Genomic DNA, 26,356 nt, shown 5'->3' with positions numbered 1-26,356 from the left:
GTGCCCGTGCAGCCCGGAGCGCAGAATCCCGACATCTCCGTCCAACTCCAGACAGCAGCCTGGCGCCGATCCGCACGGCGTCCCCGGACGGCGGCTTCGAGGACCTGGAGCCCTTAGAAAAGGCCATCGGCTCGGCCCGGTTGGTAGGGCTGGGAGAGGCGACGCACGGAACCAGCGAGGTCTTCTCGCTCAAGGACCGCATCTACCGCATGCTCGTCGAGCGTATGGGATTCACCGTCTTTGCGATGGAGATGCCCTGGCTGAGCGGCCGTGCGATCGACACGTACGTCACGACCGGACAAGGCAACGCTCGTGCGATTCTCGCGGGTTCGTTCGCGGTTTGGAATAACCAAGAGGTCCTCGATCTCATCGAATGGATGCGCGCGTACGACGCCGCTCCAGGATCGCACGCCAGGCTGCGGTTCGTCGGCATCGATATCGAGGACAATCCGAGCGCATTGGCACGACTCATTCCACCGGCCGACGCTCGGCGCGTTTGATGCCTGACGTCGCTGTCCAATGTCCGCAGCGCCCTGAGCGCCGATCCAACGGCGACCGAGCAGTGCCTCGCTGCGATAAGTGCCGTCGAGCGCGAACTTCCTGCCGGATCCGACGCGCGCCATGCGGCGACCGTCGAGCGTCAGATCGTCCAAATGTACTCGTCGGCGTACCCGTCCGCGCGAAACGCGTCGCGGGACCGGTCGATGGCCGAGAACGTCGCATGGGTTGCGAATGAAACCTATCCGCGCGCGCGCGTCGCCCTGTGGGCTCACGACGCCCACGTCATGTCTGCGCCATACCACGGCATCACATCAATGGGTATGCACCTCCGTCAGATATTTGGAGACCAGTATTACGTCGTCGGCTTTGCATTCGACAGCGGAACGGTCGCTGGGAACGGTGTGACGGTTTCCGTTCCGGCCACCGCACCCGGTTCGCTCGAGTCGGTGCTGCGCGGAATTCGCGATCCGATCTTCGGCGTCAACCTGCGCGCAATTTCCCCGAAAACGGCGCTGGGAGAATATCTGGGCGACCCGCAGCCGATGCGAATGCTAGGCGCCTTCTATAAGCCCGAGCAAGCCTTGGACCCGGCAAACATCGAGCAAGTCGCCGTGACGAGGGCCTTCGATTCACTTATTTTTGTGAGGACGAGCACGGCGGCGAAAGCCGTTGTCTATCAGAAGGCGCTGGCAATTCCAACCGGTACGGCCGGCGTTACCTGGCCGACGAAATGGCTGGTCGGAGGAAGCGATCCGGCGGGCTATACTGCGGGTGCCGATGGCTCAACGGCAGCGGTTCCGGGCGGTGACATTTGGCTGTCGTCAAGCACCGCGGGTGTGGGCGAAGTGGGGACGACCGGCGCGAAGATCCCGCTCGGTGCGTATCGCGGGAAGCGCTTACGGCTGCAAGGTCTCCTCAACGCTGCAAACGCGACGAACGGCGCAATGTTTTGGATGCGGGTCAACGATCCGCACGGCGTTGCGTCGCTCGATACGATGTCCGACCGTCCGCTTATGGGCACGACCGGCTGGCGGCCGTTTAGCATCGTGCTCGACGTTCCGGAAGATGCAAACGATATCGCCTTCGGGTTGATTCTGCGGGGCACGGGTCGCGTGTCCGTTAGCCGGATCGCGTTAGACGTCGTCGACACGTCCGTTGCGACGACCGGAGTAAAACTTTAGTCGTAACTCTCTCGTAAAGTTTCCAGCAGCATCCTGCCGTGCTCGACCACGTTACCGTCGCCATCGAGCACTTCGACGTCGAATCCGGGATACAGGTTGACGAAGCGCTCTTGACGCCACTTCGCCACGGTCCACGAGTCGCGCGCCGCGATCTCGTACGGCCACGGCGGCATACCTTCGCGATCGGATCGGACGTTGCGGCTGTCCCACAGGACGCGCACGCGAAAACCCTCGATGCGCGCGATTTTCATCTCGAGCGTCCCGATCTTCACGAGACTACCGGAGAGGGACGCGTGCCCAGCCATGCGGCCAGGTCGGTCTTCGAGACGGACTGCTTGCCGGTTCGAAGCTCGGCGCGAAACTCGCCGAACGTGCCGAAGCCTTCGGCGAACGCGTCGTGCTTGTGGATCGATTCGTAGTTGACTTGGCTGGCAAAGACGAACGTTTCGTCGCTCAGATCGGCGTACACGTCCAGCGCGTTCGATAGAATTCCGCGGACGACGTCTTCGACGAACTTCGGGTTGTAATGCGCCTTGTTGACGATGAAGAACTCGTCGGGCCGCTTGAGCAAATCGTAGGTTTCGCTCGACATCGCATTTTCGACGATCTCCACGAGATCTTCGGCGCGCACCGCTTCGGCGTTCGCGTCGTCGACCCCCAGCAGAACCGCTCCGCGACCGCGCTGATTGTGCGTCGCACCCGGGAGCACGTCGAGAGCTCGTTTCGCGTCGGCTTCGCTAAAGCCGGCTTCGATGAGTTGATGGCGCGAGTGCTCGCGCACCATTCCTTGCGCGCACGGGCACGCGGTCATGCCTTCGGCCTCGACACCGACCACGCGCCGCGTTGCGCGGTCGTCGGCGTGCGCGATGCCGATCAAGGTGTAGGTTTCCTCGCCGCGCTTACCGCTGACCGGCGTCCAGCGTTCGAGACCGAACTCGGCACGCAACCGCACGTCGGCGCGAACGGCGCGCTGGCTTTGCACGATTTCGCGCGCGATCGATTCCACGAGACGTTCGATGCGCGCCGGTTTTTCGTCGCGCGCGAGCACGTCGAGCGTCGCTTCCTCGAGGATCTCGGCGAAGCGCGACATGTGCACGCCGGCTTTGTGCGGTGCGAGGTCGGCGACCATCGCGAACTCGCCGTTGTAGACGCGCTCGTGCCCGTCGACGTCGAGATGCACAATGCGCCGAACGCTCGACACGCCGACTCGGTTGAGCGACAGGGGAACTTCCGGAACTTCTTCTTGCCGATCGGTATCGAAACGCAAGCTGCGTTCGCGTTTGCGAACGACCCCGTTGGGTTGCGCCTGGATGAGCTGCGGAGCGATCTCGGCAAGCGGTACCGCATTGTACGCTCGACGCTCCAAGTTCTTCGCCACGACGGTTCCGTCGAAAGCGAGCACGTCTATATCGATCGGTCGCGCTGCCAGCTTGTTCAAGCTGCCCCCCGATCGGCCGACGGCGAGCTCAACGTCGTGCGCGAACCGCTCGAACGCGTCGCGGTCGAGCTCGGTCGTCAACACCGCGGCGACGTTGAGATACTCCGGCCCTTCGGCACCGTGTGCCGCCTTCGATTCGTAGAAAGCGGAAACCGCAGTAACTTTTCCACGCCCGCGCAAACGCTGCAACGCCGCCAAGATGTTGCTCTGGCGGTCTCCGAGGTTGGAGCCGATGCCGATATGGATCTGGTGCACGCTCGAGGACTCTTCCCCGCGGGATGGCGGCGCCCCCATGAGGGCGAAAGGAGCAGGCGCCTTTCCGATTGGGGTGAGTTCTTCCTTTGCAGGAGTTGAAAATGCGATTTCGAGCGCTGGCGGTACTTCTAGCGTTCGCAATGCTTTCCGCGTGTTCGGGCGGAGCGATGCTTCCGGCGCAGCATCCGGGAAGCTTCGCGCCTAGCGTCGGACACGACCGCGCCGTCGCGGCGAAGCTGGAAATACGCTTACGGATTCCCCGGCGTCAACGCCGCGCGCGTTACATCTCGCCGAGCACGAAATCGCTCACGATCGCCGAGGGTGAAACGAAGCTCGGCACCTTTAACACGACGCCGAACTCGAAGTACTGCGCATCGGGCAACGGTTCGACGCTCTGCACGTTCACCGTCGGAACGTCGCCGGGCTTCAATCGGACGATCGCGATCGACACGTACGATGCGGCCGGCGGAAAAGGCAAGCTGCTCTCCATCGGAAACGTCACAAAGACGATCGTTACCGGCCGCACCAACCTCATTTCGATCGTGCTCGGCGGCGTCGTCGCGTCCATCGTCGTCGCCGTGGAACGGCCGAACGCTGCCGCCGGCACGCCCACGTCGCTTGGCGTGGCGGTGACGGCGAAAGACGCCGGCGGAAACGTCATCATCGGACCCGCCAACTATAACGTTGCGATCGAGCTGACCGACAGCGATACGAGCAAGGCGACGACGCTCTCGACGACGAGGATTACGAGTCCGAGTACTTCCGTAACGCTCGCCTATACCGGCGCAAATCTCACTACCGCGACGATCGGCGCGACCGCGGCGAAGCTGCCGTCGACGAGCGTAACGCCCGCGGACTTCCGGCCGACGCCGGCGGTCGTGGGGAGCTTCGAGCTGCCGAGGTCGCTCGGCGCGGACACTGGCGTTGCGCTCAACGCGGTCGCCATTACGCGGGCGCTCGACAACAAGCTGTGGATCAGCGTGACGGACTCGGCACTCAATAGCGGCCTGACGTATATGACGACGACCGGAGCGATGACGCAAATCGTTCCGGGTACCGGCGTCGGAACGTCGCTTCCCAACGTACCGATCTCCGGCTTAGCGGCGAGCACGCTGGGAGATAAGGGCGTCGTCTACGCTGCCGACGACTACATCGGCGGCATCAACGCCGCCGGCGCCGGCGGCGCACAGCAGCTCACGACGGCCAACTTCCCGGCTATTTGTAGCGGAGCCAGCGCCAAACGCGTCACCACGTATGGAAGCGGCGCGGCAACCGGGGGCGCATGGTTTACAATCGCGTGCTCCTCGGGATCGCAACTGCTCAACGTCGCACAGTCGGGGGCGACGGTCAGCACGCTCCCGAGCAACTTCGAAAATCCGCAGCAGCCGCTCATCGGAAAAGACGGAAAGATGTACGTCGCCGGCGAGGACGCCAATACGTCGAAGGCTGCGATCTTCCAAGGCACCATCGTGCACGGATCGATCGACCCTGGACCCGTGCTCGACGTGAGCAGCGCCGGTAACCAGTTCGTCGGCCTAACGCAGGACCCATCGGGCAACTTGTGGGCGACGACCGGCGGATGCCAGTATTCGTACCTCGTTCGCGTCGCCATCGCCGCAACGTTCGGCAGCTCGACCGCAACGCGAGTGCCGACGCTGGCCGGCTGCTCGTCACCGGCGTTTCTGACGGCGCTCGCAGACGGCAGTCTATGGGTGCCCGAATCCGGTCAAAACGAGGTCACGCAAGTCATTCCGGGCGCAAACGCAGCCGCACCCGCGCTCTACGATCTCGCCGTAAAGACGCCGCCCAGCGTTAACGGCATTTTTTGGGACGTGGCCGTCGGCCCGGACGGATATCTCTACTTCACCAGTAACGGATACGTCGATTCCACCGACAGCTCCAACACCATCGTGAAGGTGGCCTACTAACGTGCAGCAGCGTACCGCCGCGTTTCTTCTTACGGCCCTGATGGCGGGATGCGGCGGAAGCGTCGTCGTGCCGCAGCAAAACGCCCTGCCGGCTTTGCGCATCGCTCGTATAACGCGCGAGCCGCAAGCGACGGCAAACGTCTCGATACGGATTCCACAGCACCCGCGGCATCGGGCGCATTACATTTCGGTGAACTCGACCACGATGAAGCTTACCGCAAACGGGAAGCTCATCGGATCGTTCAGGCTTTGGGTCAAGACTAAGTACTGCATCCTGATCGACGGTGCGAGGCAGTGTACGTTCACGGTCGGCGTACCGGCCGGCAAAGTCACGTTCGGAGTGGCGCTATACGACGCGCGAAACGCGGTTCTCAGCCGGGCAAAGATAGTGAAGACGATCGAAGCGGGCCGGGCCGCCCAAATCGCGCTCGTGCTCGAAGGCGTGATCAAGCGAATTTCGGTGACCCTGCAGAGTCCCAATCCCAACGCTGGCGTCGCGGCAAAGATACCGGTGTACCTGACCGCTTTCGACGCAAGCGGCGCGGCGATCGTCGGCCCCGGTAACTACAGCGTCCCGGTGAAGATGATCGATACGGACAAAATGGGAGCGACCTCCATAAGTCCAACGAGGGTCAGCGCGCCCGGAACGCCGGTCACGCTCACCTATACGGGCAAATCGATGTTCTCGGCAACGATCGGGGCCACGGCAAGCGGCGCAACCGTCGATCCGGCCCAATTCGTGCCGACGCCGCACGTTTTCGCGTCGTTCAGCGCGACCGGCGTGGGGCCGGCTTCGCTGCTTGCGATAACGAGCGGTCCCGACGGCAACGTCTGGGTGACGACGACGCAGGGAGCCGGCGGGATCGACGCGATCGTTCGCCTTACGGCGACCGGAACGCCGGCGGTTTTCGACCACGCCAACACGCCGGCGCTGACCGACGATAGCGCCTACGACGCTATCGTCGAGGACTCCGCCGGTAACGTTTGGTTCACCGAAAATAACGCGAACCAAATCGGTGAAATACCGCGGGGCACGGCTCCCGGCGGAACGGTGCGCGAATACGGCGTCACCGGACTCGGAACGTTTTGCCCCGAAAAGATCGTTGCCGGGAACAACAGCGACCTATGGTTTACGTCGAACTGCAGCAACCTCATCGGAAATATCACGACGGCGGGAACGCTCACCGGACCCGCGTTTGCCGAGGCCGCGGGCAATAATCAAAGCCTGCTCCTCAGTAAGATCGACGGAAAACTTTACGTCGTCGATCGGTACGACCAGGCGATCGATCGATACGCGATCTCCGGCCACTCGGTGGGTTCGCCGCAGATCGCGACGGTTCCGGACAATACCATCCGCGGCACCGCCTGGCCCAACTATAATCTTTCCGGAATCGCGCAAACGTCCGACGGACAGCTCTGGTTTTCAAACGACACGTGCACGCCAAATACCATCGGCGCAATGACGCCGTTCAGCACCGCGTCGATTCGCGAGTACACGAGCGCGACTGGAAGCGACGAGCCTAACGCGATGGTCGTCGCACCGGACGGCAACACGATCTTCCTCGCACTCGCCAACCATCCGCAGATCGAGCGCGTTGAGAACAATGGGCCCGGCGTCGCACCCACGCTCGACCTCTACGCCGTCGAAACGCGAACCCCCAACGACGTGTTTCAATCATCCGTCGGCATAGTTATCGGCCCTAACGGCAACCTGTGGATAGCCGGCGGCGGCACCGGTTACACATCGGCGCCGAACGTGCTGGAGATGGCCTACTAAGAGTTTCGAGCGGTCAATACCCAGACGCGATGCAAGACGCTCAGCGGATCGTGGGGGTACTCGCGTTTGAGCAACCGGGCTAGATCGTCATCGAACTCCGCAACCTTGGCAGGCGGCAAACTCGCGGCAACCCCGGCGCTGGCGCGAATGCGTCCGCGCCACGCTTCGTGCGTATACGGTACGTCCAGATCGAACGAAAACGTTTCGAGTTCCGTAAAGCCCGCAACGGCGACGTCGGCTAACGTGCGCGGATGCAAACCGCTGCCGCCGTTCATCTTCCATTGCGGATTGTGGCGCATGATGAGATGTTCGGTGGCATCGACGATGTTGCCCGGCAATGGAATCCAATCGAAGTGCGCGACGAACGATTCGACCGCCGTCTTTTAACACGCGGCTCGCCTGCACCGCGGCAGGCGCGCGATCGAACCAGTGCCAGCACTGCCCCGCGCAGACGACGTCGAACGTCGCGTCTTCGAACGGAAGTTCTTCGGCGCGGCCGGTGACGTACGCCGCCGTAACGCCCGCTTCGCCGTCGATGCGGCGCGCTTCATCGATCATCGGTTGCGACGGATCTAGTCCCGTAACGCTGCAACCGCGCAGGGCGAAACCGCGCCCGAGCGTTCCCGTGCCGGTGCCGAGATCCAGCACGCTATCGTTCCGGCGCACGATGGCCGCCGCGAAGAGGCGGTCGAAAAGTTCGTCGGGGAAGCCGGCGCGGTATTTTCCGTAATCCGCTGCGGCTTTCCCGAAATCGACGTCGAGGCTCATCTCTCCGCGAGCAGTTTCTCCACGGCGGCAGCGACTACTGCGTCCTGCGAATCGCCGACGACCGTTTCGCGCAGCCGGCCGCGGCGATCGAAGATTAGCTGCGTTGGCCACGCACTCACGCCGTATGCGTTCCACAGGGAGAATGCGTTGTCGATTGCGACGGGCCAGACGATTCCCTGGCGGGCCAAGCTTTGCACGACGTACGAACGGTCTCGCTCGGCGGGCGTTTCGGGCGCGTGAATGCCGACGACGGCGAGGCCGCGAATGCGGTCGCGCGCGTACAGCGTTCGCAGCTCGGGCACGACGTTTTGGCAGTTGTAGCAATCGACGGTAAACACGTCGAGCACGACGACGTTGCCGGCGACCGCCGCGGGCGTCGCGCGTCCGTTGAGCCAATCGTGCGCCGCGAAAACCGGCTGCAACGACGTCTTCGCCGTCCCGGCGGCACCGGTGAAGATGAGCAGGCAGACTAGCGCGAATACGGGTCGTTTCATGCTGTTAGAACGACGGCGCAGCCGCTATGGATGAGTTCGCCGTGGTGATGGGCTCGGACTCCGCGAGCGCGTTCGAGCATCCGCTCGAGGTCGTCCGCGCCCGCTCCGCGGCGCAGCTTGGCGCGCTTCTCGACCGGTGCGAAGCGGCGCTCGACGCCGGATCGTGGGTCTCCGGGTACGTCGGATATTCGGGCGACGCGGCGCTGGGAATTTTCGACGCGCCGAAACCGGTCGCGCTGCCCGATCCGGCGCGCGTCGTTCACACGCCGCTGCTCGCTACCGTGGAACGTGACGGCTACCACGCCGCGATCGCGCGCCTGCAGCACGCGATCTACGAAGGCGACGTGTATCAAGTCAACTACACCCTGCCGTTTGCAATGGCGTACCGGGGGGATCCGTACGAGCTCTATGCCTATTATGCGCGGCGCTCGGGAGCGCGATATCAGGCCTACGTTCGCGACGGCGACCGCGCGATCGCATCTTGGTCGCCGGAGCTGTTTCTCGAGTTCGACGGTGCGTGCGTTCGCACCAAGCCGATGAAAGGAACCGCGCCGCCCGACCGCGTCGACGAGCTCGAGCAGCCGAAGAACCGCGCCGAGCACGTGATGATCGTCGATCTCCTGCGCAACGACCTGCATCGCGTCAGCGATGACGTTACGGTCGAACGGTTTCTCGACGTCGAACGGTATCCGACGTACGCGACGATGACGTCGACGATCGCGGCGAGGCTGCGGGCCGCCACGTCGCTGGCGCAGATCTTCGCCGCAGCGTTTCCGTGCGGCAGCATCACCGGAGCGCCCAAGCGATCGGCGATGCGCTTCATCTCACAAACAGAAACGGCGCCGCGCGGCGTCTACTGCGGAACGATCGGTTTTTTGTCGCCGCAGCGTACCGGGTGGTGGAACGTCGCGATTCGCACGGCGCAATTCGACGTTGCCGCGCGCACGGGCCGCTACGATACGGGCGGCGGCATCGTCGCCGACTCGCAAGCCGCCGCCGAATGGGCGGAAATTCTGCTGAAGGCGCGTTTCTTACGCCCCGAGGCGCCTTTTGCGCTGCTCGAAACGTTTGCCGGCGATGCGGACGATGCAACGCTCGCGCTGCATATGGCACGTCTGAGCCGCAGCGCCCGTGCATTTGGAATCGAGGTGCGCGAAGCAGATGTGGCGCCTGCCCTTCGACTTCGGGCTTCGCCCTACGCTCAGGATGACAGGGGGAGGGTCGTGAGGCTCCGCCTTCACCTCGATGGAACGATCGAGGTGCGAGCCGAGGATGCCAATACGCCGGAGGAGCCGGTTCGGATAGGCCTTTCGCGGGCGCGCGTTCGCAGCGACGATCCGTTTTTGCGGCACAAGACGACGTGGCGACCGCACCACGACGACGCGTCCGCCGAAGCACGCGAACGCGGCTGTTTCGACGCACTGCTCTGCAACGAGCGCGGCGAGCTCACCGAAGGAGCGCGCACGAACGTCTTTATCGAGCGCGACGGAGTACTGTGGACGCCGCCGATCGCCTGCGGCGTACTGCCGGGGATTCTCCGCGGCCGCCTGATCGCGTCGGGACGCGCGCGCGAAACCGTGCTGACGTTTGAGGACGCTCGCTCCGGGCAAGCCGTTTACGTCGGCAACTCCGCCCGCGGATTGTTGCGTGCCACGCTGGTGGAGTAGCGCCGGCGAACGCTTTCGACATAGGTGTCGCGCGAGACCGGACGGCCGAAGTAGCGCCGGTCGAACGCGCAAAACGGCCGCTCGAGCGCATCGAGTTCGTCGACGGCTCGCAGGAGCGACGTGCGCCACCGTTCGTCCGGCTGGTGATTGGCCAACATCGATTCAATGCGATCGATCAAGACGTTCTTACGGACGACATTTTCGGGAGTCGCCGCCCTGAGACAGATGCCGTAGACACCGTCCCAGTAGGCCTTCCACGCATCGTCAATCCACTGCACGTCGTACGAGGCGCCGGATCGCGAGATCTCCGCGAGTGCTCGCGTAACGAAACGTTCGAAGTCGGTCTCTTGCGCCTCGTAATCGGCGGGCACGTATGCATTACCCTCGCGATCCCAATACGCCGGCGCCGGCAGTTCGGGATTCGGGCGGCGAATACAGCGGAACTCTCTTCGCGCATATTCGAGGTCGACGGCATCGACGAGGATCCGAAAGGGAGAAGTGCCTTCCATGATGGCAGCGTACCATCGTAAAGGTTCAGCCTTGGATGAACCGTGGGGGCCCTAGAGGCAGACCGTGTGATCCGGCTGCTGCTCGATTTGCGTGAGACGTCCGGCGGTATCGAAGGTAAACGCGACCGGGATCGACGTGCTGCACACGATGCTCGAGTGGATCGGAAAATCCAGAACGTCGACTCGCGGCTTTTGGTCGATTTGCAGATCGCGCCGCCTAAGCAGCGCGCTGACGCGATCGCGGCTCATTCCGGCGCGCAGCGTTTTGAAGATCCACGCGACTTCGTCGCGTCCCGATGTTTCGAGACGATCGTTTTGCATGTCGAACGCTCGAGCGAGAATTAAGCCGAAGCGCGTTTTGTCGGCCGCCGCGTCGTACGACGCCTTGAGGTCGGGTCCCGCTCTGCCGCTGTCGACGATCGCCTCGAAGAACGCGCCTCTGACCGCATCGTCGCTTCCCGCCGGAACTCGATCGGTATAAAACTCGTAGTCGTCGATCAGGCCGTTTCGGTCGACGACGTAGATCGTGTACGTGTTTTTGGTACGGGGTCCGGCGTACCGCGCGAACACGTCTGAGGGCAGCGCCGCCACCTCGGCGGCCACGGGCGTCTGGATATAGCCGTTCGTGACGAACGCGAGGTCCTGCTCGGAAACCTTTGCCGCCGCGGCATCGATCGTGGGATCCGCCGGCGCCGCGGGGATAGCCGGTGCGAGCGCTTCGAGCTTGGCGCCCATTTCGTCGAGAAATGCGTGGCGATAACGGTACGGATCTGACACCGGCGCGGGCTGCGCGTTATCTTGCGCAACGAGATCGTCGTAGTAGCGCTTCCACTGATCGCCCGCCGAGCCGAAATCCATCGCCGCGAGAATCAGCGCGCGATTGACGTAACGCGTACGGTCGGGAGAACTCTTGTCAGCGCTATTCTCCCAGATGTAGTGCGGGTCGGCGGGACCGGGATAAAACGCTACGCGGTCGTAGCGCGGCATCTCCGACGGCTTTTTGTCGACGTAGTGGATCGGAAAGTTGCCGGCGAGCGCGGCGTGTTTGAGCGCGACATAGTCGGCGCTAGCCGGCTGCCATGAGAGCGCCGCTAGGATGACGAGCGCCGCGATCATTCCTCGTCCTCGTGCAAGATCTCTTTTTGCATGGTTGGGAGTTTCGGTAAGGGCGGAGAATAGGCCCTGTGATGGACCGCACTCTGTATCCCTACGTGCTCGATCCAAAACTCGCTCCCGCGATCTGGGGCGGAAACGAGCTCGTCACCGAGTTCGGTAAGCACGGCGATCCCAACGCCAAACTCGGCGAATCGTGGGAGTGCTGGGATAGCAACCCGGTGACCGACGGCGCGTTTGCCAAGAAAACCGTGGCCGACCTGCGCGCGACCTTAGGCGCTCAGTTTTTGGGCGATTTGGATCCGTCGCGCATTTTTCCGGTGCTCACGAAGATCATCACGGCCCACGACTGGCTTTCCGTGCAAGTGCATCCCGACGACGCGTACGCGCAGCGCGTCGAGCATCAACCCAACGGTAAGACCGAATGCTGGTACGTCTTTTCAGCCCAGCCCGGCGCGGAGCTGGTGCTGGGATGGAACCGCGACACCTCGCGCGCCGAATACGAAGCGCGCGTTGCCGACGGTACGCTCGGTGACATTCTTCGGCGCATTCCGGTCAAAGCGGGCGACACGGTCTATATTCCGGCCGGCACGGTTCACGCCATCGGTGCGGGCATCGTGCTCTTCGAAACGCAGCAGGCCAGCGATTTGACCTACCGCATGTTCGATTGGAATCGCGTCGGCGCCGATGGGAAGCCGCGCGAGCTCCACGTACAAAAGGCGGCCGACGTCCTGGATTATTGCCGGGGCACGACCGGCCCGCTGATGCAAGTTCCGTACGTTTTTGAGGGGATAGAACGCACCGCGCTCATCGCCGACCCGCGTTTCGTCGTCGAACGCGCATCCGCCGGACCGGAGCCCGCGTCGATGGCGACCAACGAACGGCCGCTGATCGTCATGTCGCTGGACGCACGACTAGAGGTCACGTGCAACGACGTCACGATCGCGCTCGAACCGTACCAAACGGTGCTCGCGCCGGCGGCCACGCAATGGTGCACGGTCCGCTCGCCCGGCGATAGCTCACCGTTCATGCTCGTAACGCCGCCGGCAGGCCGCGAGCTTCTTCCCGTACGCATGTTGGCCGCGGGCGTCGAACAAGCGACGATCGATCGCTTTATGGAGCAGTTCTGACTTGTTGATCAGCGGCGTCGACGTCGCCGACCTGGCGCAAACCTACGATACGCCGCTCGTCGCGATCAACGTCGATGCCGTCGACGCTTCGATTGCGAGTCTTCACGTCGCGTGCGATCGGTACGGCGTTGAAATCGCTTACGCCGCGAAGGCCTTCTTCTGTATCGGGTTCGGTCGACATCTCGCCGCGCACCCCGGCATAGGCCTCGACGTTTGTTCGCTGGGCGAACTCGTTGCCGCCGAGCGAGCCGGTTTCGCCGCCGCGCGCATCACGCTGCACGGCGCGGGAAAGAGCGAGACCGAGCTGCGCGCTGCAGTCGAAGGGCGCGCGGGACGAATCGTCATCGACGCGATCGACGAGCTCGCGCGCCTGGCTTCGTTCGGACAACCGGCCAACGTCATGCTGCGTTTAAACACTGGAATCGAGGCGCACACGCACGCGTTCGTGCGCACCGGCGGCAGCGACACCAAGTTCGGCGTCGCGCAGCACGACGAGGCGGCGGCCGCGCAGATCTTACTCGACAATCCGCAGCTGCGCTTCGTGGGACTGCACGCCCACGTCGGCTCGCAGATCTTCGAGAGCGCGCCGTTCGTCGCCAACTCGCACGCGCTCGTCGAGGGCGCCGCGCGTTTTGCCGCGCACGGGCTGCGAACCGAGCGCGTCATCATCGGCGGCGGTTTCGGCGTACCGACGCATCCCGACGACGACGAAGCGCTCGACCCCGGCGCCGTAATCGCCGACGTGGCGCGCTGCGTCCGCGACTGCGCGGGCGATCTCGGCCTCGCGTCGCCGCGCATCGGCGTCGAGCCGGGACGAGCGATCGTTGCGGCGGCGGGTACGACGCTGTATCGCGTTCTCGCCGTGAAGCGTCAAAGCCATCGCACGTTCGTCGTCGTCGACGGCGGTATGTATGAAAATCCGCGTCCGGCGCTCTACGGCGCGCGTTATCGCGTCGTCGCCGTCGAGCCGTCGAAGGCTGCTCCGACGACGATGACCGTTTGCGGGCGCACGTGTGAAAACGACGAGCTCTCGAACGCCGAGCTGCCGAGCGATCTGCAGCCCGGAGCGCTGCTGGCGATGCAGACGACCGGAGCCTACACCTTTAGCATGGCCGGCAACTACAATCGGCTCCCTCGGCCCGCGGTCGCAGCCATTCAGGCGGGGACGCATCGCCTCTGGGTACGGCGCGAGACGCTCGACGACGTGCTGCGCAACGAGGTCGGAGGATAACCGACGCATCCGGACGCCGGCCGCAGGCGTTCTTAAGGCGTATGAGCACCCAAACCGCCACCTTTGCCGCCGGCTGCTTCTGGGGCGTCGAAGCAGCCTTCCGCCAAGTCCCCGGCGTGGTCGACGCCGTCTCGGGCTACACCGGCGGACGGACCGACAACCCCACGTACCGCGAAGTCTGCGGCCACACGACCGGCCACGCCGAGGCCGTCGAAGTCACGTTCGACCCGCAGCGCGTGAGCTTCGACCAACTGCTCGACGCGTTTTGGGAGATTCACGATCCGACGCAGCTCAATCGTCAAGGTCCCGACGTCGGCGATCAGTATCGCTCGGCGGTCTTTACCCACTCGCCCGAGCAGTTCGCCGAAGCGACGGCGTCGCGCGATCGCGAACGGAGCCGTCATCAGCGGCCGATCGTGACGCAGATCGTACCGGCAGCCCGCTTTTGGCCTGCCGAAGAGTATCATCAGCGATATTTTGAGAAGAACGGCGGTGCGGCATGTCACATTACTCCGTCGATCGCGCGCAAATGAAGCGCGCGGCATTCGTGGCGGCGCTGGGCGGCGGCGCGTTGGCACTGGCGACGCTCGGTCGCGCGCGCAGCGCGACGAGCGGCAACTATGCGGTCACGCATACCGACGCGCAGTGGCGTCAGCTCCTCGGCGACGATCGATACTATATTTTGCGCGAGGGCGGCACGGAGCCGCCGAACTCGAGCCCGTTGATCGGCGAAAAGCGCGTCGGTACGTATCGCTGCGCCGGCTGCAATCTCGCGCTGTTCACGTCGAAAACGAAGTACGACAGCGGTGACGGCTGGCCGTCGTTTTGGGACGTGCTGCCCAACGCAATTGCAAAGCAAGCCGATCACGAGTTGATCGAAGAGCGCACCGAAGTGCACTGCCGGCAGTGCGGCGGACATCTCGGACACATTTTTGACGACGGTCCCTCGCCGACGTATCTGCGTTATTGCATCGACGGTCTCGCGTTACGCTTCGTCGCCGCGTAGGCGCAGGAAACCGCAAGCCGTACGACAATGCCCTCCGCGCAGGAGGAACGACCATGCAACCGTTCTTGCGGATGCTCGGTGCCGGCGCAGTCGCATTCGTCGCGATAACGGCGTGCTCGCAGAGCAGCAGCTCCAGCGCGACGTCGGAATCGTCGGCGGCTGCCGAGTCGGCGGCTCCGGGAGAATCTCCGCCGGCAACGAGCGCTCCTACGTCGGCGTCGAACATGATGGCCGCAGGCGCGCCGGCGGGCAACGGCGCCAAAGTGTATCAAACCAACTGCTCGAGCTGTCACCAGGTCAACGGCCAAGGCTCTCCGGGCGCGTTTCCGCCGCTCGCCGGCAATCCGGTCGTCACCGGCGATCCAGCGAAGGTGATTCACATCGTGAAGTTTGGTTTGTCGGGAGCCGTTAGCGTCAGCGGAAAAACGTTCAACGGAATGATGCCTGCGTGGGGAACGCAGCTTTCCAACGCCGATATCGCGGCGGCGCTGACCTACGTTCGCAGCTCGTGGGGAAATAAAGCTCCGGCCATTACCGAAGCGCAGGTTTCCGGTGTCTCCAAGTAGCGTCCGGCAGGTGCCCGCCGACGAGCGGGCATAACCTGGCTGCCTGAAAGGAGCTATATATTCCTATGAGCCTTCTCGGTCGTCTTTCTGCCCTCACGGTACTGGCCGCAGTGCTCGCCGGCGTGAGCGTCGCACCCGCTTCCGCCGCCGCGCCGGTGCTCGTCAAGCAGTGCTTCGTGACGCCACCCAAGCCGTTGAGCAAGAATGCCAGTGGAACCCAAATCGACTACATCATCTACGGTAAGAAGAAAGCGTCGCAAATCACGTTTGCGGTCACGTACCGTAACGCCGCGCAGCACTTCTTGCGCACCGTCACCGATTACGGCACGTTTTCGCCGGGCGTCGAAATCCAGCACCATTTCAGCCTCTATAACGACGTCACGTATGCCGGACAAGAAGTTCAGCACTGCGTTCCGACCAAGGTGAAGTGGCAAGACTCGACGCTGTGGATAGCGCCCTCGTCGCACTAGCCGCACCCTAGCACAAAAAGAGGCCCGCGAATCGAAACGTTCGCGGGCCTAGCAATTCGGGTAAAAGAAGCAGTATGAAGACCCTTCTGTTTGCTTTGCTCGTCCTGGGTACGACGTTTGGAATCGCTCGCTCGCAAAGCGTTCCGGTCGCGCAAGTAACCCCTAACCCGATTATCACGCCCATGCCCGTTATGACGCCGATACCGACGCCGCGACCGCTGCCGACGCTAATGCCGACGCCGTCGCCTTCCCCGCTGCTCAGTCCGACGCCGCTCGCGTCGATGACGCCGACACCATGAATCTAGTTACTGCGTCGACGATGCGCGCCGTGGGCTCGCGCCGGTAGGACCATTTCGCATCGTTACCAGCCGGGGGAACGAACATCGAGGCGTTCGCCTCGAAGATGACGGCGTTTCCGTCGCGGTCGAGTCCAAAGTCGATGCCGCCGTAGTCCAGCTTTAGCCTCTCTCGCACGGCGTGCAGCGCCGACATCGCCCGGCCGCCCACGACTGCAGCCGGATCGCGCAGAAACCGTTCGTCCTCGGCGCGATTTTCGGGCGAATCTTCCATGTCGGACGTGACGTAGTGGACTTTCCATCGCCTCGACACTGCGAGGTGCAACGGATACAACTCGCTACCGGCGATCGTCATGCGATACTTCCTCACGTTGCCGTCTTCGGATCGAACGTCGACGTAGCCGATGAGGTGGACCTCCTCGCCGGGAAGTTGGGCGACGCGCGCAAGGAGTTCTTCCGCCGTATCGACCCGCTCCATGTGCCGGCCGTCGTGATGGCCGATCGCACGGACGATCGCAGGATACGCCGTTCCTGAAGGGACGTCGCCCGCAACGAGCGCGCTTTTCGGGATGCGCCGAACGCGCGGTACCACCGCACCGTCGATTCCGGCAAGACGCAATGCGTTGTTCTCGCGCGTCGAAGCGCGGACTGCCGCCGGAGCATTGACGGCGGGGATGCCGAGCGACGCAATGAGCGACTGCGCGCGGTCGAGCGCGTCGCCGGCTCGTTCCGGCTCGCTGATCGCATTGAAGACGACGTCGTGCCCGCGCAGCGCCTGCGGATCGGCATACTCGACGAACGCGGTCGTGATCGCGAACGCACGGGCGTCGAGCAGCGCGTATGCGTTGAGGTTAGCGATGTAGGCCGAGCATAGCAGCAACACATTTTTTGGGGAGCCGGTTCCCCGGTATGGCCGTTTGCGAATTGGTTCGAGCCGGCAGGCGCGATCGAACGCCCATCGGCTGCGTTCCTCGTCGCCCAAAGCGTCGTAGACCGAAGACAATCCATGGTACGCCTGCACCGAGCCCGGATACGAGTCCGCGGCGCGCCCGTACGCCTCGAGCGCGCCGTCGAAATCGCGCGCGGCGAAAAGCATATAACCCAGATTGACGCGCGCGACGACGCTCTGCGGATGTTCGCTAAGGAACGCTTCCAAAAGCGCGCGCGCCTCTTCGGCACGCCCGTTACGAAAGAGCTCGACCGCCCTGTCGTTGAGGGCTAATCCATCTTTTTCCATGCATCAGCGGCGAAAACTTGACGCCTTTTAGGTACCTAGCCCTGCGGCCCGGACGTCCGTTTCCCTTGTTGCCGTTCCCGTATGTTTCCGTAAGCGCATGATGATTTGGACAAAGTAGCCGGAGGTTCTCTGGGCGATTGTTTTGCGCGTTCCCGTCGATGTGGTCGAGGTGGAGGGGCACCAGTCCGGTCTTGGGGTGCCGTTCGCACCAACCACAAATCGAACATCGATAGTCGGCCGCTTCTAGAAGGTAACGCCGAATGTGTAGTGACGGTTTTCCAAAGGACGTAGTCGTGCCGTCGATCGCGCCGGCTTTCCACTTGCTGATGTACCGTTCGTGTTGATGATCGAACTGACACCTTAGGGAACAGTACCGTGATGCGTTCTTCTTTGTAACGCGCGTGCAACCATCACGAAGGCAAGTGCGAGAAAGTCCCATGCCAAACATGCGTTCGCTGCGAACGCGTGAAAATCTTGGCTTCAGATTGTTGATGTAAAATGATGGAGCCGACGACCGGATTTGAACCGGTAACCTATCGCTTACGAAGCGATTGCTCTACCGTTGAGCTACGTCGGCGCATTCGAAAATGGCGCCGCCCCTCGTTCCACAGGGCGCGCTCCAGCCCTTCTTTTTTCGGCTAATACGACACGGCGTAGATCGTGTAACAGCCGCCCAGCCAAAGTCGCTTGTCGGGACCCTCGGCTATGGACTGCGCTCCGGTATCGCCATGCGTCATCGCGAGCCAGTGGTATGAAACTTTGCCGGAGGCGAGGTTGATCTCTCCGACGGCCTGCATCTCGTGAATCGTAAAGTAGACGTTTCCGTCTTTACCGACGACCATGCGATCGGGATACGAGGAGACCGGCAACGTTGCGATTTCGCTTATCTTCCCTTTGGTCGTGATCCGGCCGATTTTGTCGGGAGTCTGGTTGTCGTTGGCGCTTTCGGTAAAGTATAGGTTGCCGTCGGGCGCCGCGATGATTGAGTCGAGCGTTTCGTTCTTCGTCAGCTTTTTGTTGCCGTTATAGACCTTGAGGATCGCTCCGCTGACGCTCATCTTCAGGAACGCTCGAGCCTCCGCTATCCAAAAGTTCTTATCGGGTCCCACCACAATGCTGCCCGGATAAGATCCGGGATTCATCGCAAACTCCGTTATCGCACCGGTCTTGGTGATTCGCCCAACCTTGTCGTTTCCGTAGTCGCCGAACCACACGTTTTTGTCGGGCCCGACGACGAGGTTGCCAATGTGCGCGCCCGCGATGGGAAAACTCGTGAGGGCTCCCTTCGCCGTGCTTTTGAACACGGTGCCGCCGAAACCGCCCGACCAAACGGTCTTACGTCTGGCCACGATCCCGTTTGGCTGCGAACCCGAACCCGTCGGATAGACGCTCACCGTTCCATCCGTCGTCACGGAGCCAATTGCGTCCCCCTCGAACTCCGTGAACCACATCTTTTTACCGGGACCGGCAGCCAAGCCGCCAACGTTGACGCAGCCGAATGACGGCACGAAATATGCGCCGGTGACTCTCGCTGCGTCCGCGTGAAGCGACGAAAAGGGTGACGCGTTCTGCGGGGTAAAGCGCGCGCCGGATCCGGCCGGCGCGGAACACGAGACAAGCGTCGCGGCGGCGACGGCAAGAGCGACGGTACGTTTCATCAGGAAGCTCCGAAGCAAACGGTGAGCGCCTGCCTTCTGCCGGAGCGGCCTTGCCTCCCAACCCGGCGCTTGGCCCCTTCCTCCTAGTGTGAAGACCCGCGGGCGAGATCGTCGTCGTGAAACGTGCCCCGTTTGGCGCTCTCGTCGAGCTCCAAGTCGTCGAGGAAGTAATAGACGATCTTACGGTCGGGGAAGCCGACCTTCGCGAGTTCGCGGCCGCCGATTTCCACGACCTCGTGGATGTGGCCGACGCGCCCGGCATATTCGTAGTTGATTGCCGTGTAGTTCGGATCGTCTGCCTTGGGCTGCGGCGTCGCCTTGACGCCGCGCAGCGGAGTCTGATGTCTGTGCATAATGCGGTTCTACCGAGGTTCGCCGCGCGAGGCTGCGAAGCATGGCGAATGATCATCGAATACCGCGGCAAGCGGCCGCGCGTCGATCCCTCTGCGTTCGTCGCGCCGACCGCCGTCTTGATCGGCGACGTCGAAGTGGGGCCTCAATCGAGCATCTGGTTCGGCGCCGTCCTGCGCGCGGACAACGGACCGATACGCGTTGGGGCGCGCACCTCGATTCAAGACAACGCCGTCGTGCACGTCAGCGAGGACGGCGCCACGCTCATCGGCGACGACGTCACCGTCGGGCACGCCGCCGTCATGGAAGATTGCGACATCAAACGTTACGCGCTCATCGGCAGCAACTCGACCTTGCTCAACGGCTGCACGATCGGCGAGGGCGCGCTCATCGCGGCCGGCAGCGTCGTCGGCGAGCGCGCGGAGATTCCGCCGGGCGTCGTCGCCGCCGGCGCTCCCGCAAAGGTCAAAAAGACCATCGAGGGCGAGGCCGCCACGTGGATTCGCATCTCCGCGGGCGAGTACGTCAAGCTCTCTCGCAGTTATCTCGCGCAAAGCATCGGCGCGCCGGAGGACCAGGAGATCCGGATTTGATGACCGCCGCCGAGCAAATCGCGAGTTTTCTGGAAACCGAAGGTCACAAGGTCGAGACGTCTCCGATCGAAGGGGTCGGGGAGTTGTCCGAGCTCGTCTTTCGTACGCGCGGGCAGATGTTCTCGATCTCGGTTTCCGAGCTGGAACCCAACCGCTACACGCTGTCGACCGCATACGAGATACCCGATTGGGTACGCGACCGGACGCACACGGTCGAAGCGCTCGGTGACGTCGAGACGGACTTTCCCGAAACGCGTTTCATCCTGGCGCACGACGACACCATCTTCGTCGCCACCGTGGAGTATCAAGCGGTCGACATGGACACCTTCTTCAAGCATTTTTGGAACGTCGTGAGCCGGCTGCGCGAAGCCGGGAACTCCGCCGTCGAGCGCATCGTCGATCGCAGCGAAAGTAAGGCCGCCGCCGATAAGTTCATCCGGCAGTTCATGAAAGGCGAACGGTAGCCTCGTTGGGGAAAAACGATCACCTTGCGCCGATCGAAGCCGCGATCGAGGAGGAAGGGCTGCTCTTTACGCGCGACGATGACGACGAGGCCCTGCGCATCACGTTCAAAAGTGAAGGCGATCGGTATTTCGTCGTCGGCTATCGCGACGATCCGAACTTCGTGATGGTGGGCTCGGGATGGGCGCTCGCGTCGGATTGCGACTTCGCACAGGCCGTTTCGATCGCCAACGCGCTCAACGTGCGCAAGAAGTTCGTCAAGACGGCGATTTGGGAGGAAGAGTGCGACGCGCTCTTTACCGTCGAGCTGTGCGTCGACGACGCCGAGGAGATTCGGCCCCATTTCGGCCGCCTGCTCGACGCCCTGCGCGATACGGCCACGGAGTTCTTCGCCGCCTTAGGGCACGACGAAACCCCCGAAACCCCGTGACGCTAGGGTTCTTCGCTGTAGATTTCTAGCTTGTAGTCGTCGGGATCGATGCAGAACAGCTGGCGACGGCCGTTCTCGCCCGAGGGGCCGATGACGATTTCCACGCCGCGATCGCGCAGGCGCGCGGCCCAAGCGTCGACTTCTTCGGCGCTATCGACGCGAAAGCCGAAGTGAAACTTTCCGCGTCCGGCCGGCGGGCTCGACGTCAGGATCAACACGAAATCGTTCCAGCGAATTTCGACTTGATCGTCGACGCGCTGCGCCGGTAAGCCGAGAATATCGCCGTAGAATCGCTCGGACGTTCCGACGTTCGAAACCCCGAGGCTGAGGTGCGAGAGTCGTAGTTTCGTGTGCATCATCATTACGGTGGCGGGTAGTGTGCTTCATCGCCATAAGGCACGAACAACGTATATTCCTGCTGAAAGCGCAGCAGGATGGTGGGCGTCGGACCGTTCCGATGTTTGGCGAAAATAAACTCGGTTTTGTCGGCTTCGGTCGCCTCGTGATACTTGCCCTCGCGGTACAAGAACGTCACGATGTCGGCCTCTTGCTCGATCGAACCGGAGTCGCGCAGGTCGGCGAGCATTGGCCGCTTCTCGTTGCGCGATTCGAGCGCGCGATTGAGCTGCGCGAGAGCGACGATCGGAACGCTGAGCTCCTTGGCGGTCTCTTTGAGCGCGCGGCAAATCTCCGAGATCTCTTCGTTGCGGTTGGCGTTGCGCGACGCGACCGACGGCCGCAGCAACTGGAGATAATCCACGAAGATCGCCCCCAACTTTCCGTTCGACGATTTGAGCCGCCGGCAGCGATGCCGGATGTCGCTGACGGTGAGACCGCCGGTGTCGTCGAGGAAGATCGGCAGCTCGTGCAGCGTGCCCATCGCGCGCGAAAGGTCTTCCCATTGGTCGCCCTTGATGTTGCCGCGGCGCACGTCGTGCATCTGAATGCGAGCCTCAGAGCAAATCAAGCGCTGAATCAGTTCGTCGCTGGACATTTCGAGCGAGAAGAACGCGATCGGCAACTCGTCGACGCGAGCCGCGGCGACCGCCATGTTGAGCGCGAACGACGTCTTGCCCATGCCCGGCCGGGCCGCGACGATGATGAAGTTGCCCTCTTGAAAGCCGCCGGTGACGTCGTCGATCTTCGAAAAGCCCGACGTGAGTCCGGTGCGATCGCCCTTGGCGTGAAAGAGCTGGTCGATCTTGTCGAACGCTTTTCGCAGCAGGTCTTTGGGCTGCTGGAACTGCGTGACACCGCGCTGTCCGATATTGAAGACGAGCTTCTGCGAACGCTCCAGCGCTTCGGTAACGTCTTCTTCGCCTTCGAATCCCTGCTGCGTGATCTCGGTGCCGGCCGAAATGAGCGAACGCAAAATCGCTTTTTCGTGAACGATCGTCGCATAGTAGCGTGCCGAGGCCGCCGTCTGCACGGTGTCCATGAGCGCGTTGATGTATGGTAATCCGCCGACGCGCTCGAGCGCGTCGCGCTGTCTGAGCTCTTCGGAGAGAACGATCTTGTCGATCGGTGCGCGGTTATCGTTGCGATAGATACCGAGCAGCGCGTCGTAGATCGTTTCGTGGACGTGGGCGTAGAAATCGCCCGGACGCAAAATTTCGTCGACGACTTCGAGCATGTTCTTATCGACGAGGATCGAACCGAGCACCGCCATCTCGGCCTCGAGATTATGCGGCGGAATGCGATCGATGGACTGCGTGAAGGAGCGCGCACTCAAGGACATGGCCGCCTACCTCAGCGCGGACGCGGTGAATGACCTTGTGGGTGCCTTGTGCACGACGCCACAATTCTGCGAATCATTTGTCGATAGTAGCCGCCCAGTGTGCCATACGGGTGGCAGTGTGAAGCCGGGCTAGCGGCTCCGGCGGCGGTTTTTAGCCGGTGCGCGGCGGCGATGGAGGCCCAGCTCGCGCAGAACCTGCTCCACGCCGGTCACCGGAAGGACCTCGAGGCCGGCCAGGGACGCGTCGATCTCGCGCGCGTTCTCCTTGGGAACGATCACGCAGCGCATTCCGGCCTGGCGCGCCGCGTACAGCTTCTCGACGATTCCCCCGACGCCGCGGACCTTGCCTTGGATCGAGAGCTCGCCGGTAATCGCGACGTCTTGCGGCAGCGGCGTCTTGGTGACCGCGGAGTACAGCGCCAAGAAAATCGCCAGTCCGGCCGACGGCCCGTCGATGTTCCCGCCGCCGACGACGTTGACGTGCACGTCGTAGTCGGCCATGTCGACGCCCGCGTGCGCGCGCAGCACGCTGGTCGCATTGAACACGGAATCTTTGGCCATCGTGCCGGCGGTTTCGTTGAAGCGCACCGTTCCTTTGCCGTGCTGCGACGCCGCAAAGGCCACGGCCTCGATTTCGATGATGCTGCCGAGATAATGCAGCACGCCCAAGCCGAAGGTTTTGCCGATCTCGCGCTTGGCGCGGGCCTTCACCGGCGTGTGCTGCACGAGGCGGCTGGTCTGCACGACCGCGCGCACGTCGTCTTCGGTGATGGTGGGATTTTTCGTCACCGCGGCACGCTTGTTGGGATAAAGACGATAGAGCGCCTGACCGAATCCGTCGGCCACGATCTGCACGGCCTTGCGGCCTTCGATCGTATACGACGCGATGAGCTGCGGAACGCCGCGCGCCACCTTGGCGCCCAGCCTGCGAATCGCGGCCTGCACGATGGTCACGATCTGATGCTGCGTCAGCGGCGAAAAGAAGATCTCGGCACAGCGCGAGCGGATCGCGGGATCGATGTCGTCGGGCTCGCGCGTCGTCGCGCCGATCAAAATGAAATCGGCAGGCGCACCCTCGCGGAACAAGCGCTTGACGTACTCGGGGACGTTGGGCGCGTTTTCGTCGTAATACGACGACTCGAACTTGACGCGCTTATCTTCGAGCACCTTGAGCAAGCGCGACTGCAGCGACGCGTCCATCTCGCCGATTTCGTCGATGAACAGCACGCCGCCGTGCGCGCGCGTCACCAGCCCCAGCTTCGGTTCGGGCACGCCCGCATCGGCGAACTCGCGACGGCTGCCCTGATAGATGGGATCGTGAACGCTGCCCAGCAACGGGTTGATCGTTTCACGCGGATCCCAGCGCAGCGTCGTGCCGCTCGATTCGACGAACGGCGCGTCTTTGGCAAACGGCGTGTACGGTCGCGATTTTGCGACTTCGAGCGCCAAGCGCGCGACCGTGGTCTTGCCGACGCCGGGCGGACCGTACAGGATGACGTGCTGCGGGTACGGCGAGCTGACTTTGGCGAGCAGGGCTTTGACCGCAGCCTCCTGACCGACGATCTCGCGCAGCGACTGGGGACGCAGCTGCTGCAGCGCCGAGGCCGCAAGCGTGCGCGCCGACAGGGCTTCGAGCTCCTCGAGCTTGGCCTGCGACGCGGGCGTCTCCGGACCGCCGGTCTCCCGCAACGCCTCGAGCTTGAGGTCCTTGAGGTAGTCCTGGTGGCGCTCGGCCATCTTCTCATTGACGCGCCGCTCGATCGCCTCTTCGGCGTGGCGCTGCGCGATGAGATCGGCCATCGCCTCCTCGATCTCCGCGATGACGCGCCGCTGTTGAGCGCGGGTCGTCGCGCGCTCGAGCGTGGGGTCTTCGAAGACCAGACGCTGCAGAGCGCACAGGCGGTCGGGCAGATGATGCGAGCGCATCATCTTGAGCGCGTTGACCTTGCCCGCACGGAGCACGACTTTGTCTTGGCCGAGCACCGAGGACAACATCTCATAGAGCGCGCCGACGTAACGGCTTAGCTCGTCTTCGACACCGAACTTCCGACGAAAGCGCGTGACGTAAAGCTGCGCGCTGCCCACGGCTGCCGCTACGCTGCGACCACGTCGACGGTCGTCTTGGCAACGACGTTCTTGTGCAGTTTGATTTCCACCGGATACGAACCAAGCGCTTTGATTTGACTCTTGATCTCGATCTTATGCTTGTCGACGGCCACCGACAGCGTTTCCTGAATCGCCGACGCGACGTCGGCGTTGGTCACCGCTCCGAACAGTTTGCCGTTTCCGCCGGCCTTCGCCTTGACCGCCAGCTTCGCCGCGGCCAAACGGTCGGCAAGCGCTTGCGCGTCGGCTAGCGTCTGGGCGTCGCGGCGCTCTTTGGCCTTCTGTTGCGAACCGAGTTGCGCTAAAGCGCCACGGTCGGCTTCGGTCGCAAGCTTGCGCGGCAGCAAAAAGTTGCGCGCGTATCCCTCGGCAACGTCGACGACGTCGCCTTTCTTTCCTAGCGCCTTGACGTCGCCCAGAAGGATGAGCTTCACAGGCAGCTACTCCGAGACGTACGGAAGGAACGCGATGATCCGCGCGCGCTTGATCGCGACGGTGAGCATGCGCTGATGCTTGGCGCAGTTGCCGGAGATCCGGCGAGGAACGATCTTGCCGCGCTCGGAGACGTACTTCTTGAGGCGGTTGAGATCGCGATAGCTGATGTCGAGTACTTTGTCCGCGCAGAAATTACACGGCTTGCGCTTGGGGCGCCGCTCTTTGGGCGGGCGCTTGGTTTTGGTCGCCACGGGTTGTCCTTTCGACTAGGTGGTTGGGCGGCCGCCGGGAATCCAGGCGACCCTAGCCAGGTGGCGGGCCGGTTGCCCGTCACCACCGCCTTGGGGTGGCCCCCGCGGCGGATTTAAGACGGCCCGGACGATTGCCCGAGCCCCCGCGGCAGTATGCCACATCGCCCCGGGGGCCGTCAATTCCGGCCCCCTGTAACCTTTTGGGCCGTTTTGGTGTATAGTGGTGCGGTTACCGAGTGAAGTCCCGCGGCTCCCAAGAGTACTAGCGAGTCGGATCCCGAGTACGAATATCACACCCCTCTTGAGGAGACTCGTTAGTTCACATGTATAACAATGAAATGCTCACGTGCGTTGATTGCGGACGTCAGTTCCCGTTTACTTCGGGCGAGCAAGAATTCTACGCGATGAAGGGCTTCACGAACAAGCCCAGCCGTTGCCAGGATTGCCGCGCCGTGCGCAAAGCCGGACGCTCGCAAAGCGGCGGCGGCGGCGGACGTCAGCGCGAAATGTTCAAGGCCACCTGCAGCCAGTGCGGCGGCGTAGCGGAAGTTCCGTTCCAGCCCCGCGGCGACAAGCCGGTTTACTGCCGCGATTGCTTCCAATCGAAGCCGTCCTACCGGTAAACAACTGTGTCACGTGTGTCATCCTGAGCAGCCCTAACGACGAAGTTGTTGGGGCGTAGTCGAAGGACGAAAGCACAAAAGAGCTCGCTGTAAAGCGGGCTCTTTCATTTCCCGCGCCGCGCGTGAATGGGTGGCATGAACG

Annotated in this window: 31 protein-coding genes and 1 tRNA gene; 17 read left to right on the top strand and 15 right to left on the bottom strand. The window is 63.0% G+C overall.

Annotated features, from left to right (window positions below; genetic code table 11):
* The first annotated feature begins 140 nt into the window (after nt 1-140).
* Both VGG89_09305 and VGG89_09300 read left to right on the top strand, forming a co-directional pair.
* Nucleotides 141-500: an erythromycin esterase family protein gene (locus VGG89_09305; protein HEY1976729.1), complete on the top strand. Its 360-nt coding sequence runs from the start codon at nt 141-143 to the stop codon at nt 498-500.
* 3 nt (nt 501-503) lie between these two features.
* The gene (locus VGG89_09300) at nt 504-1,682 is read left to right on the top strand and encodes an erythromycin esterase family protein (GenBank protein HEY1976728.1); all 1,179 of its coding nucleotides are present in this window, start codon (nt 504-506) and stop codon (nt 1,680-1,682) included.
* On the opposite strand, the gene VGG89_09295 is transcribed toward VGG89_09300, so the two are convergent.
* Both VGG89_09295 and mptA read right to left on the bottom strand, forming a co-directional pair.
* Nucleotides 1,679-1,954, bottom strand: coding sequence for a hypothetical protein (locus VGG89_09295; GenBank protein ID HEY1976727.1), 276 nt, complete (start codon nt 1,952-1,954; stop codon nt 1,679-1,681). The genes VGG89_09300 and VGG89_09295 overlap by 4 nt on opposite strands.
* Nucleotides 1,951-3,375, bottom strand: coding sequence for a GTP cyclohydrolase MptA (mptA, locus tag VGG89_09290; protein ID HEY1976726.1), 1,425 nt, complete (start codon nt 3,373-3,375; stop codon nt 1,951-1,953). Before mptA ends, VGG89_09295 begins: the two co-directional genes overlap by 4 nt.
* Before the next feature lie 140 nt (nt 3,376-3,515).
* Here mptA and VGG89_09285 point away from each other — a divergent pair, with 140 nt between their 5' ends.
* Nucleotides 3,516-5,303: a hypothetical protein gene (locus tag VGG89_09285; GenBank protein ID HEY1976725.1), complete on the top strand. Its 1,788-nt coding sequence runs from the start codon at nt 3,516-3,518 to the stop codon at nt 5,301-5,303.
* A 1-nt stretch (nt 5,304) separates the two neighbouring features.
* Nucleotides 5,305-7,080 (top strand): hypothetical protein, encoded by a 1,776-nt coding sequence (locus VGG89_09280; protein ID HEY1976724.1) that lies wholly within the window; start codon nt 5,305-5,307, stop codon nt 7,078-7,080.
* On the opposite strand, the gene VGG89_09275 is transcribed toward VGG89_09280, so the two are convergent.
* Nucleotides 7,077-7,418, bottom strand: coding sequence for a hypothetical protein (locus VGG89_09275; protein HEY1976723.1), 342 nt, complete (start codon nt 7,416-7,418; stop codon nt 7,077-7,079). The genes VGG89_09280 and VGG89_09275 overlap by 4 nt on opposite strands.
* Nucleotides 7,419-7,509: 91 nt before the next feature.
* On the opposite strand from VGG89_09275, the gene VGG89_09270 reads away from it, so the two are divergent.
* Complete coding sequence (locus tag VGG89_09270) at nt 7,510-7,656, top strand: hypothetical protein (GenBank protein ID HEY1976722.1); 147 nt, start codon at nt 7,510-7,512, stop codon at nt 7,654-7,656.
* A 188-nt stretch (nt 7,657-7,844) separates the two neighbouring features.
* Here VGG89_09270 and VGG89_09265 read toward each other — a convergent pair whose 3' ends face one another.
* The gene (locus VGG89_09265; GenBank protein ID HEY1976721.1) at nt 7,845-8,342 is read right to left on the bottom strand and encodes a redoxin domain-containing protein; all 498 of its coding nucleotides are present in this window, start codon (nt 8,340-8,342) and stop codon (nt 7,845-7,847) included.
* A gap of 26 nt (nt 8,343-8,368) precedes the next feature.
* On the opposite strand from VGG89_09265, the gene VGG89_09260 reads away from it, so the two are divergent.
* Nucleotides 8,369-10,009, top strand: a complete 1,641-nt coding sequence (locus VGG89_09260) for a chorismate-binding protein (GenBank protein HEY1976720.1) — start codon at nt 8,369-8,371, stop codon at nt 10,007-10,009.
* On the opposite strand, the gene VGG89_09255 is transcribed toward VGG89_09260, so the two are convergent.
* Nucleotides 9,958-10,518: a DUF6058 family natural product biosynthesis protein gene (locus VGG89_09255; GenBank protein ID HEY1976719.1), complete on the bottom strand. Its 561-nt coding sequence runs from the start codon at nt 10,516-10,518 to the stop codon at nt 9,958-9,960. The two genes, VGG89_09260 and VGG89_09255, sit on opposite strands and share 52 nt — an antisense overlap.
* A gap of 51 nt (nt 10,519-10,569) precedes the next feature.
* Nucleotides 10,570-11,634: a hypothetical protein gene (locus VGG89_09250; GenBank protein ID HEY1976718.1), complete on the bottom strand. Its 1,065-nt coding sequence runs from the start codon at nt 11,632-11,634 to the stop codon at nt 10,570-10,572.
* Between the two features lie 71 nt (nt 11,635-11,705).
* Between VGG89_09250 and VGG89_09245 the strand changes: the two genes are divergently transcribed.
* The 7 genes from VGG89_09245 (at nt 11,706) to VGG89_09215 (ending at nt 16,333) form a co-directional block, all read left to right on the top strand.
* A complete protein-coding gene (locus tag VGG89_09245; GenBank protein HEY1976717.1) occupies nt 11,706-12,761 on the top strand; it encodes a type I phosphomannose isomerase catalytic subunit in 1,056 nt (351 codons plus the stop codon).
* 4 nt (nt 12,762-12,765) lie between these two features.
* Entirely contained in the window at nt 12,766-13,992 is a 1,227-nt protein-coding gene (gene lysA / locus VGG89_09240) for a diaminopimelate decarboxylase (GenBank protein ID HEY1976716.1), read from the top strand.
* 41 nt (nt 13,993-14,033) lie between these two features.
* Nucleotides 14,034-14,525, top strand: coding sequence for a peptide-methionine (S)-S-oxide reductase MsrA (gene msrA / locus VGG89_09235; GenBank protein ID HEY1976715.1), 492 nt, complete (start codon nt 14,034-14,036; stop codon nt 14,523-14,525).
* Complete coding sequence (msrB, locus tag VGG89_09230; protein HEY1976714.1) at nt 14,492-14,998, top strand: peptide-methionine (R)-S-oxide reductase MsrB; 507 nt, start codon at nt 14,492-14,494, stop codon at nt 14,996-14,998. The genes msrA and msrB overlap by 34 nt, the downstream gene beginning before the upstream one ends.
* 53 nt (nt 14,999-15,051) lie before the next feature.
* Complete coding sequence (locus tag VGG89_09225; protein ID HEY1976713.1) at nt 15,052-15,564, top strand: cytochrome c; 513 nt, start codon at nt 15,052-15,054, stop codon at nt 15,562-15,564.
* A 65-nt stretch (nt 15,565-15,629) separates the two neighbouring features.
* The gene (locus tag VGG89_09220; GenBank protein ID HEY1976712.1) at nt 15,630-16,034 is read left to right on the top strand and encodes a hypothetical protein; all 405 of its coding nucleotides are present in this window, start codon (nt 15,630-15,632) and stop codon (nt 16,032-16,034) included.
* Nucleotides 16,035-16,108: 74 nt separating this feature from the next.
* The gene (locus VGG89_09215) at nt 16,109-16,333 is read left to right on the top strand and encodes a hypothetical protein (protein ID HEY1976711.1); all 225 of its coding nucleotides are present in this window, start codon (nt 16,109-16,111) and stop codon (nt 16,331-16,333) included.
* Here VGG89_09215 and VGG89_09210 read toward each other — a convergent pair.
* From VGG89_09210 to VGG89_09195, 4 genes are all read right to left on the bottom strand, one after another.
* Nucleotides 16,293-17,567, bottom strand: coding sequence for a tetratricopeptide repeat protein (locus tag VGG89_09210; GenBank protein ID HEY1976710.1), 1,275 nt, complete (start codon nt 17,565-17,567; stop codon nt 16,293-16,295). The genes VGG89_09215 and VGG89_09210 overlap by 41 nt on opposite strands.
* 502 nt (nt 17,568-18,069) lie before the next feature.
* A tRNA-Thr gene (locus VGG89_09205) sits at nt 18,070-18,144 on the bottom strand.
* 61 nt (nt 18,145-18,205) lie between these two features.
* Nucleotides 18,206-19,225 carry a hypothetical protein gene (locus VGG89_09200; GenBank protein HEY1976709.1) on the bottom strand — a complete coding sequence of 340 codons (1,020 nt, stop codon included), beginning with the start codon at nt 19,223-19,225 and terminating at the stop codon, nt 18,206-18,208.
* An 83-nt stretch (nt 19,226-19,308) separates the two neighbouring features.
* Entirely contained in the window at nt 19,309-19,578 is a 270-nt protein-coding gene (locus tag VGG89_09195) for a hypothetical protein (protein ID HEY1976708.1), read from the bottom strand.
* A 48-nt stretch (nt 19,579-19,626) separates the two neighbouring features.
* On the opposite strand from VGG89_09195, the gene VGG89_09190 reads away from it, so the two are divergent.
* From VGG89_09190 to VGG89_09180, 3 genes are read left to right on the top strand one after another with little or no spacing between them, the layout of a single operon-like run.
* Nucleotides 19,627-20,169 (top strand): gamma carbonic anhydrase family protein, encoded by a 543-nt coding sequence (locus VGG89_09190; GenBank protein HEY1976707.1) that lies wholly within the window; start codon nt 19,627-19,629, stop codon nt 20,167-20,169.
* Complete coding sequence (locus VGG89_09185) at nt 20,166-20,633, top strand: hypothetical protein (GenBank protein HEY1976706.1); 468 nt, start codon at nt 20,166-20,168, stop codon at nt 20,631-20,633. Before VGG89_09190 ends, VGG89_09185 begins: the two co-directional genes overlap by 4 nt.
* Before the next feature lie 5 nt (nt 20,634-20,638).
* Nucleotides 20,639-21,061 (top strand): YbjN domain-containing protein, encoded by a 423-nt coding sequence (locus VGG89_09180; protein HEY1976705.1) that lies wholly within the window; start codon nt 20,639-20,641, stop codon nt 21,059-21,061.
* 2 nt (nt 21,062-21,063) lie between these two features.
* Here VGG89_09180 and VGG89_09175 read toward each other — a convergent pair whose 3' ends face one another.
* The 5 genes from VGG89_09175 to rpsR all read right to left on the bottom strand — a co-directional run bounded on the left by VGG89_09175 (nt 21,064) and on the right by rpsR (nt 25,591).
* A complete protein-coding gene (locus VGG89_09175; GenBank protein ID HEY1976704.1) occupies nt 21,064-21,423 on the bottom strand; it encodes a VOC family protein in 360 nt (119 codons plus the stop codon).
* A complete protein-coding gene (gene dnaB / locus VGG89_09170) occupies nt 21,423-22,799 on the bottom strand; it encodes a replicative DNA helicase (protein ID HEY1976703.1) in 1,377 nt (458 codons plus the stop codon). Before dnaB ends, VGG89_09175 begins: the two co-directional genes overlap by 1 nt.
* 129 nt (nt 22,800-22,928) lie before the next feature.
* Nucleotides 22,929-24,884, bottom strand: a complete 1,956-nt coding sequence (gene lonC, locus VGG89_09165) for a Lon family ATP-dependent protease (GenBank protein HEY1976702.1) — start codon at nt 24,882-24,884, stop codon at nt 22,929-22,931.
* 8 nt (nt 24,885-24,892) lie between these two features.
* A complete protein-coding gene (gene rplI / locus VGG89_09160; protein HEY1976701.1) occupies nt 24,893-25,339 on the bottom strand; it encodes a 50S ribosomal protein L9 in 447 nt (148 codons plus the stop codon).
* A 6-nt stretch (nt 25,340-25,345) separates the two neighbouring features.
* A complete protein-coding gene (rpsR, locus tag VGG89_09155; GenBank protein ID HEY1976700.1) occupies nt 25,346-25,591 on the bottom strand; it encodes a 30S ribosomal protein S18 in 246 nt (81 codons plus the stop codon).
* A 338-nt stretch (nt 25,592-25,929) separates the two neighbouring features.
* Here rpsR and VGG89_09150 point away from each other — a divergent pair, with 338 nt between their 5' ends.
* Nucleotides 25,930-26,214 (top strand): zinc-ribbon domain containing protein, encoded by a 285-nt coding sequence (locus VGG89_09150; GenBank protein HEY1976699.1) that lies wholly within the window; start codon nt 25,930-25,932, stop codon nt 26,212-26,214.
* Nucleotides 26,215-26,356: the final 142 nt, after the last annotated feature.

The sequence above is a fragment of the Candidatus Baltobacteraceae bacterium genome (genome assembly GCA_036488875.1).
In the GTDB taxonomy this organism is placed as follows: domain Bacteria; phylum Vulcanimicrobiota; class Vulcanimicrobiia; order Vulcanimicrobiales; family Vulcanimicrobiaceae; genus JAFAHZ01.
Note: the sequence above shows the minus strand (reverse complement) of the source record. Positions and strands in the feature narration are given on the sequence as shown.

What these genes read in the sequence shown, in the direction of transcription:
- VGG89_09215 (HEY1976711.1), top strand. Translation starts at nt 16,109, where the DNA reads ATGAAGACCCTTCTGTTTGCTTTGCTCGTCCTGGGTACGACGTTTGGA.
- msrB (HEY1976714.1), top strand. Translation starts at nt 14,492, where the DNA reads ATGTCACATTACTCCGTCGATCGCGCGCAAATGAAGCGCGCGGCATTC.
- VGG89_09265 (HEY1976721.1), bottom strand. Translation starts at nt 8,342, where the DNA reads ATGAAACGACCCGTATTCGCGCTAGTCTGCCTGCTCATCTTCACCGGT.
- VGG89_09150 (HEY1976699.1), top strand. Translation starts at nt 25,930, where the DNA reads ATGCTCACGTGCGTTGATTGCGGACGTCAGTTCCCGTTTACTTCGGGC.
- VGG89_09260 (HEY1976720.1), top strand. Translation starts at nt 8,369, where the DNA reads ATGGATGAGTTCGCCGTGGTGATGGGCTCGGACTCCGCGAGCGCGTTC.
- VGG89_09250 (HEY1976718.1), bottom strand. Translation starts at nt 11,634, where the DNA reads ATGATCGCGGCGCTCGTCATCCTAGCGGCGCTCTCATGGCAGCCGGCT.
- VGG89_09195 (HEY1976708.1), bottom strand. Translation starts at nt 19,578, where the DNA reads ATGCACAGACATCAGACTCCGCTGCGCGGCGTCAAGGCGACGCCGCAG.
- VGG89_09175 (HEY1976704.1), bottom strand. Translation starts at nt 21,423, where the DNA reads ATGATGATGCACACGAAACTACGACTCTCGCACCTCAGCCTCGGGGTT.
- VGG89_09190 (HEY1976707.1), top strand. Translation starts at nt 19,627, where the DNA reads ATGATCATCGAATACCGCGGCAAGCGGCCGCGCGTCGATCCCTCTGCG.
- VGG89_09285 (HEY1976725.1), top strand. Translation starts at nt 3,516, where the DNA reads ATGCTTTCCGCGTGTTCGGGCGGAGCGATGCTTCCGGCGCAGCATCCG.
- VGG89_09255 (HEY1976719.1), bottom strand. Translation starts at nt 10,518, where the DNA reads ATGGAAGGCACTTCTCCCTTTCGGATCCTCGTCGATGCCGTCGACCTC.
- VGG89_09245 (HEY1976717.1), top strand. Translation starts at nt 11,706, where the DNA reads ATGGACCGCACTCTGTATCCCTACGTGCTCGATCCAAAACTCGCTCCC.
- msrA (HEY1976715.1), top strand. Translation starts at nt 14,034, where the DNA reads ATGAGCACCCAAACCGCCACCTTTGCCGCCGGCTGCTTCTGGGGCGTC.
- VGG89_09220 (HEY1976712.1), top strand. Translation starts at nt 15,630, where the DNA reads ATGAGCCTTCTCGGTCGTCTTTCTGCCCTCACGGTACTGGCCGCAGTG.
- VGG89_09200 (HEY1976709.1), bottom strand. Translation starts at nt 19,225, where the DNA reads ATGAAACGTACCGTCGCTCTTGCCGTCGCCGCCGCGACGCTTGTCTCG.
- VGG89_09210 (HEY1976710.1), bottom strand. Translation starts at nt 17,567, where the DNA reads ATGGAAAAAGATGGATTAGCCCTCAACGACAGGGCGGTCGAGCTCTTT.
- dnaB (HEY1976703.1), bottom strand. Translation starts at nt 22,799, where the DNA reads ATGTCCTTGAGTGCGCGCTCCTTCACGCAGTCCATCGATCGCATTCCG.
- VGG89_09225 (HEY1976713.1), top strand. Translation starts at nt 15,052, where the DNA reads ATGCAACCGTTCTTGCGGATGCTCGGTGCCGGCGCAGTCGCATTCGTC.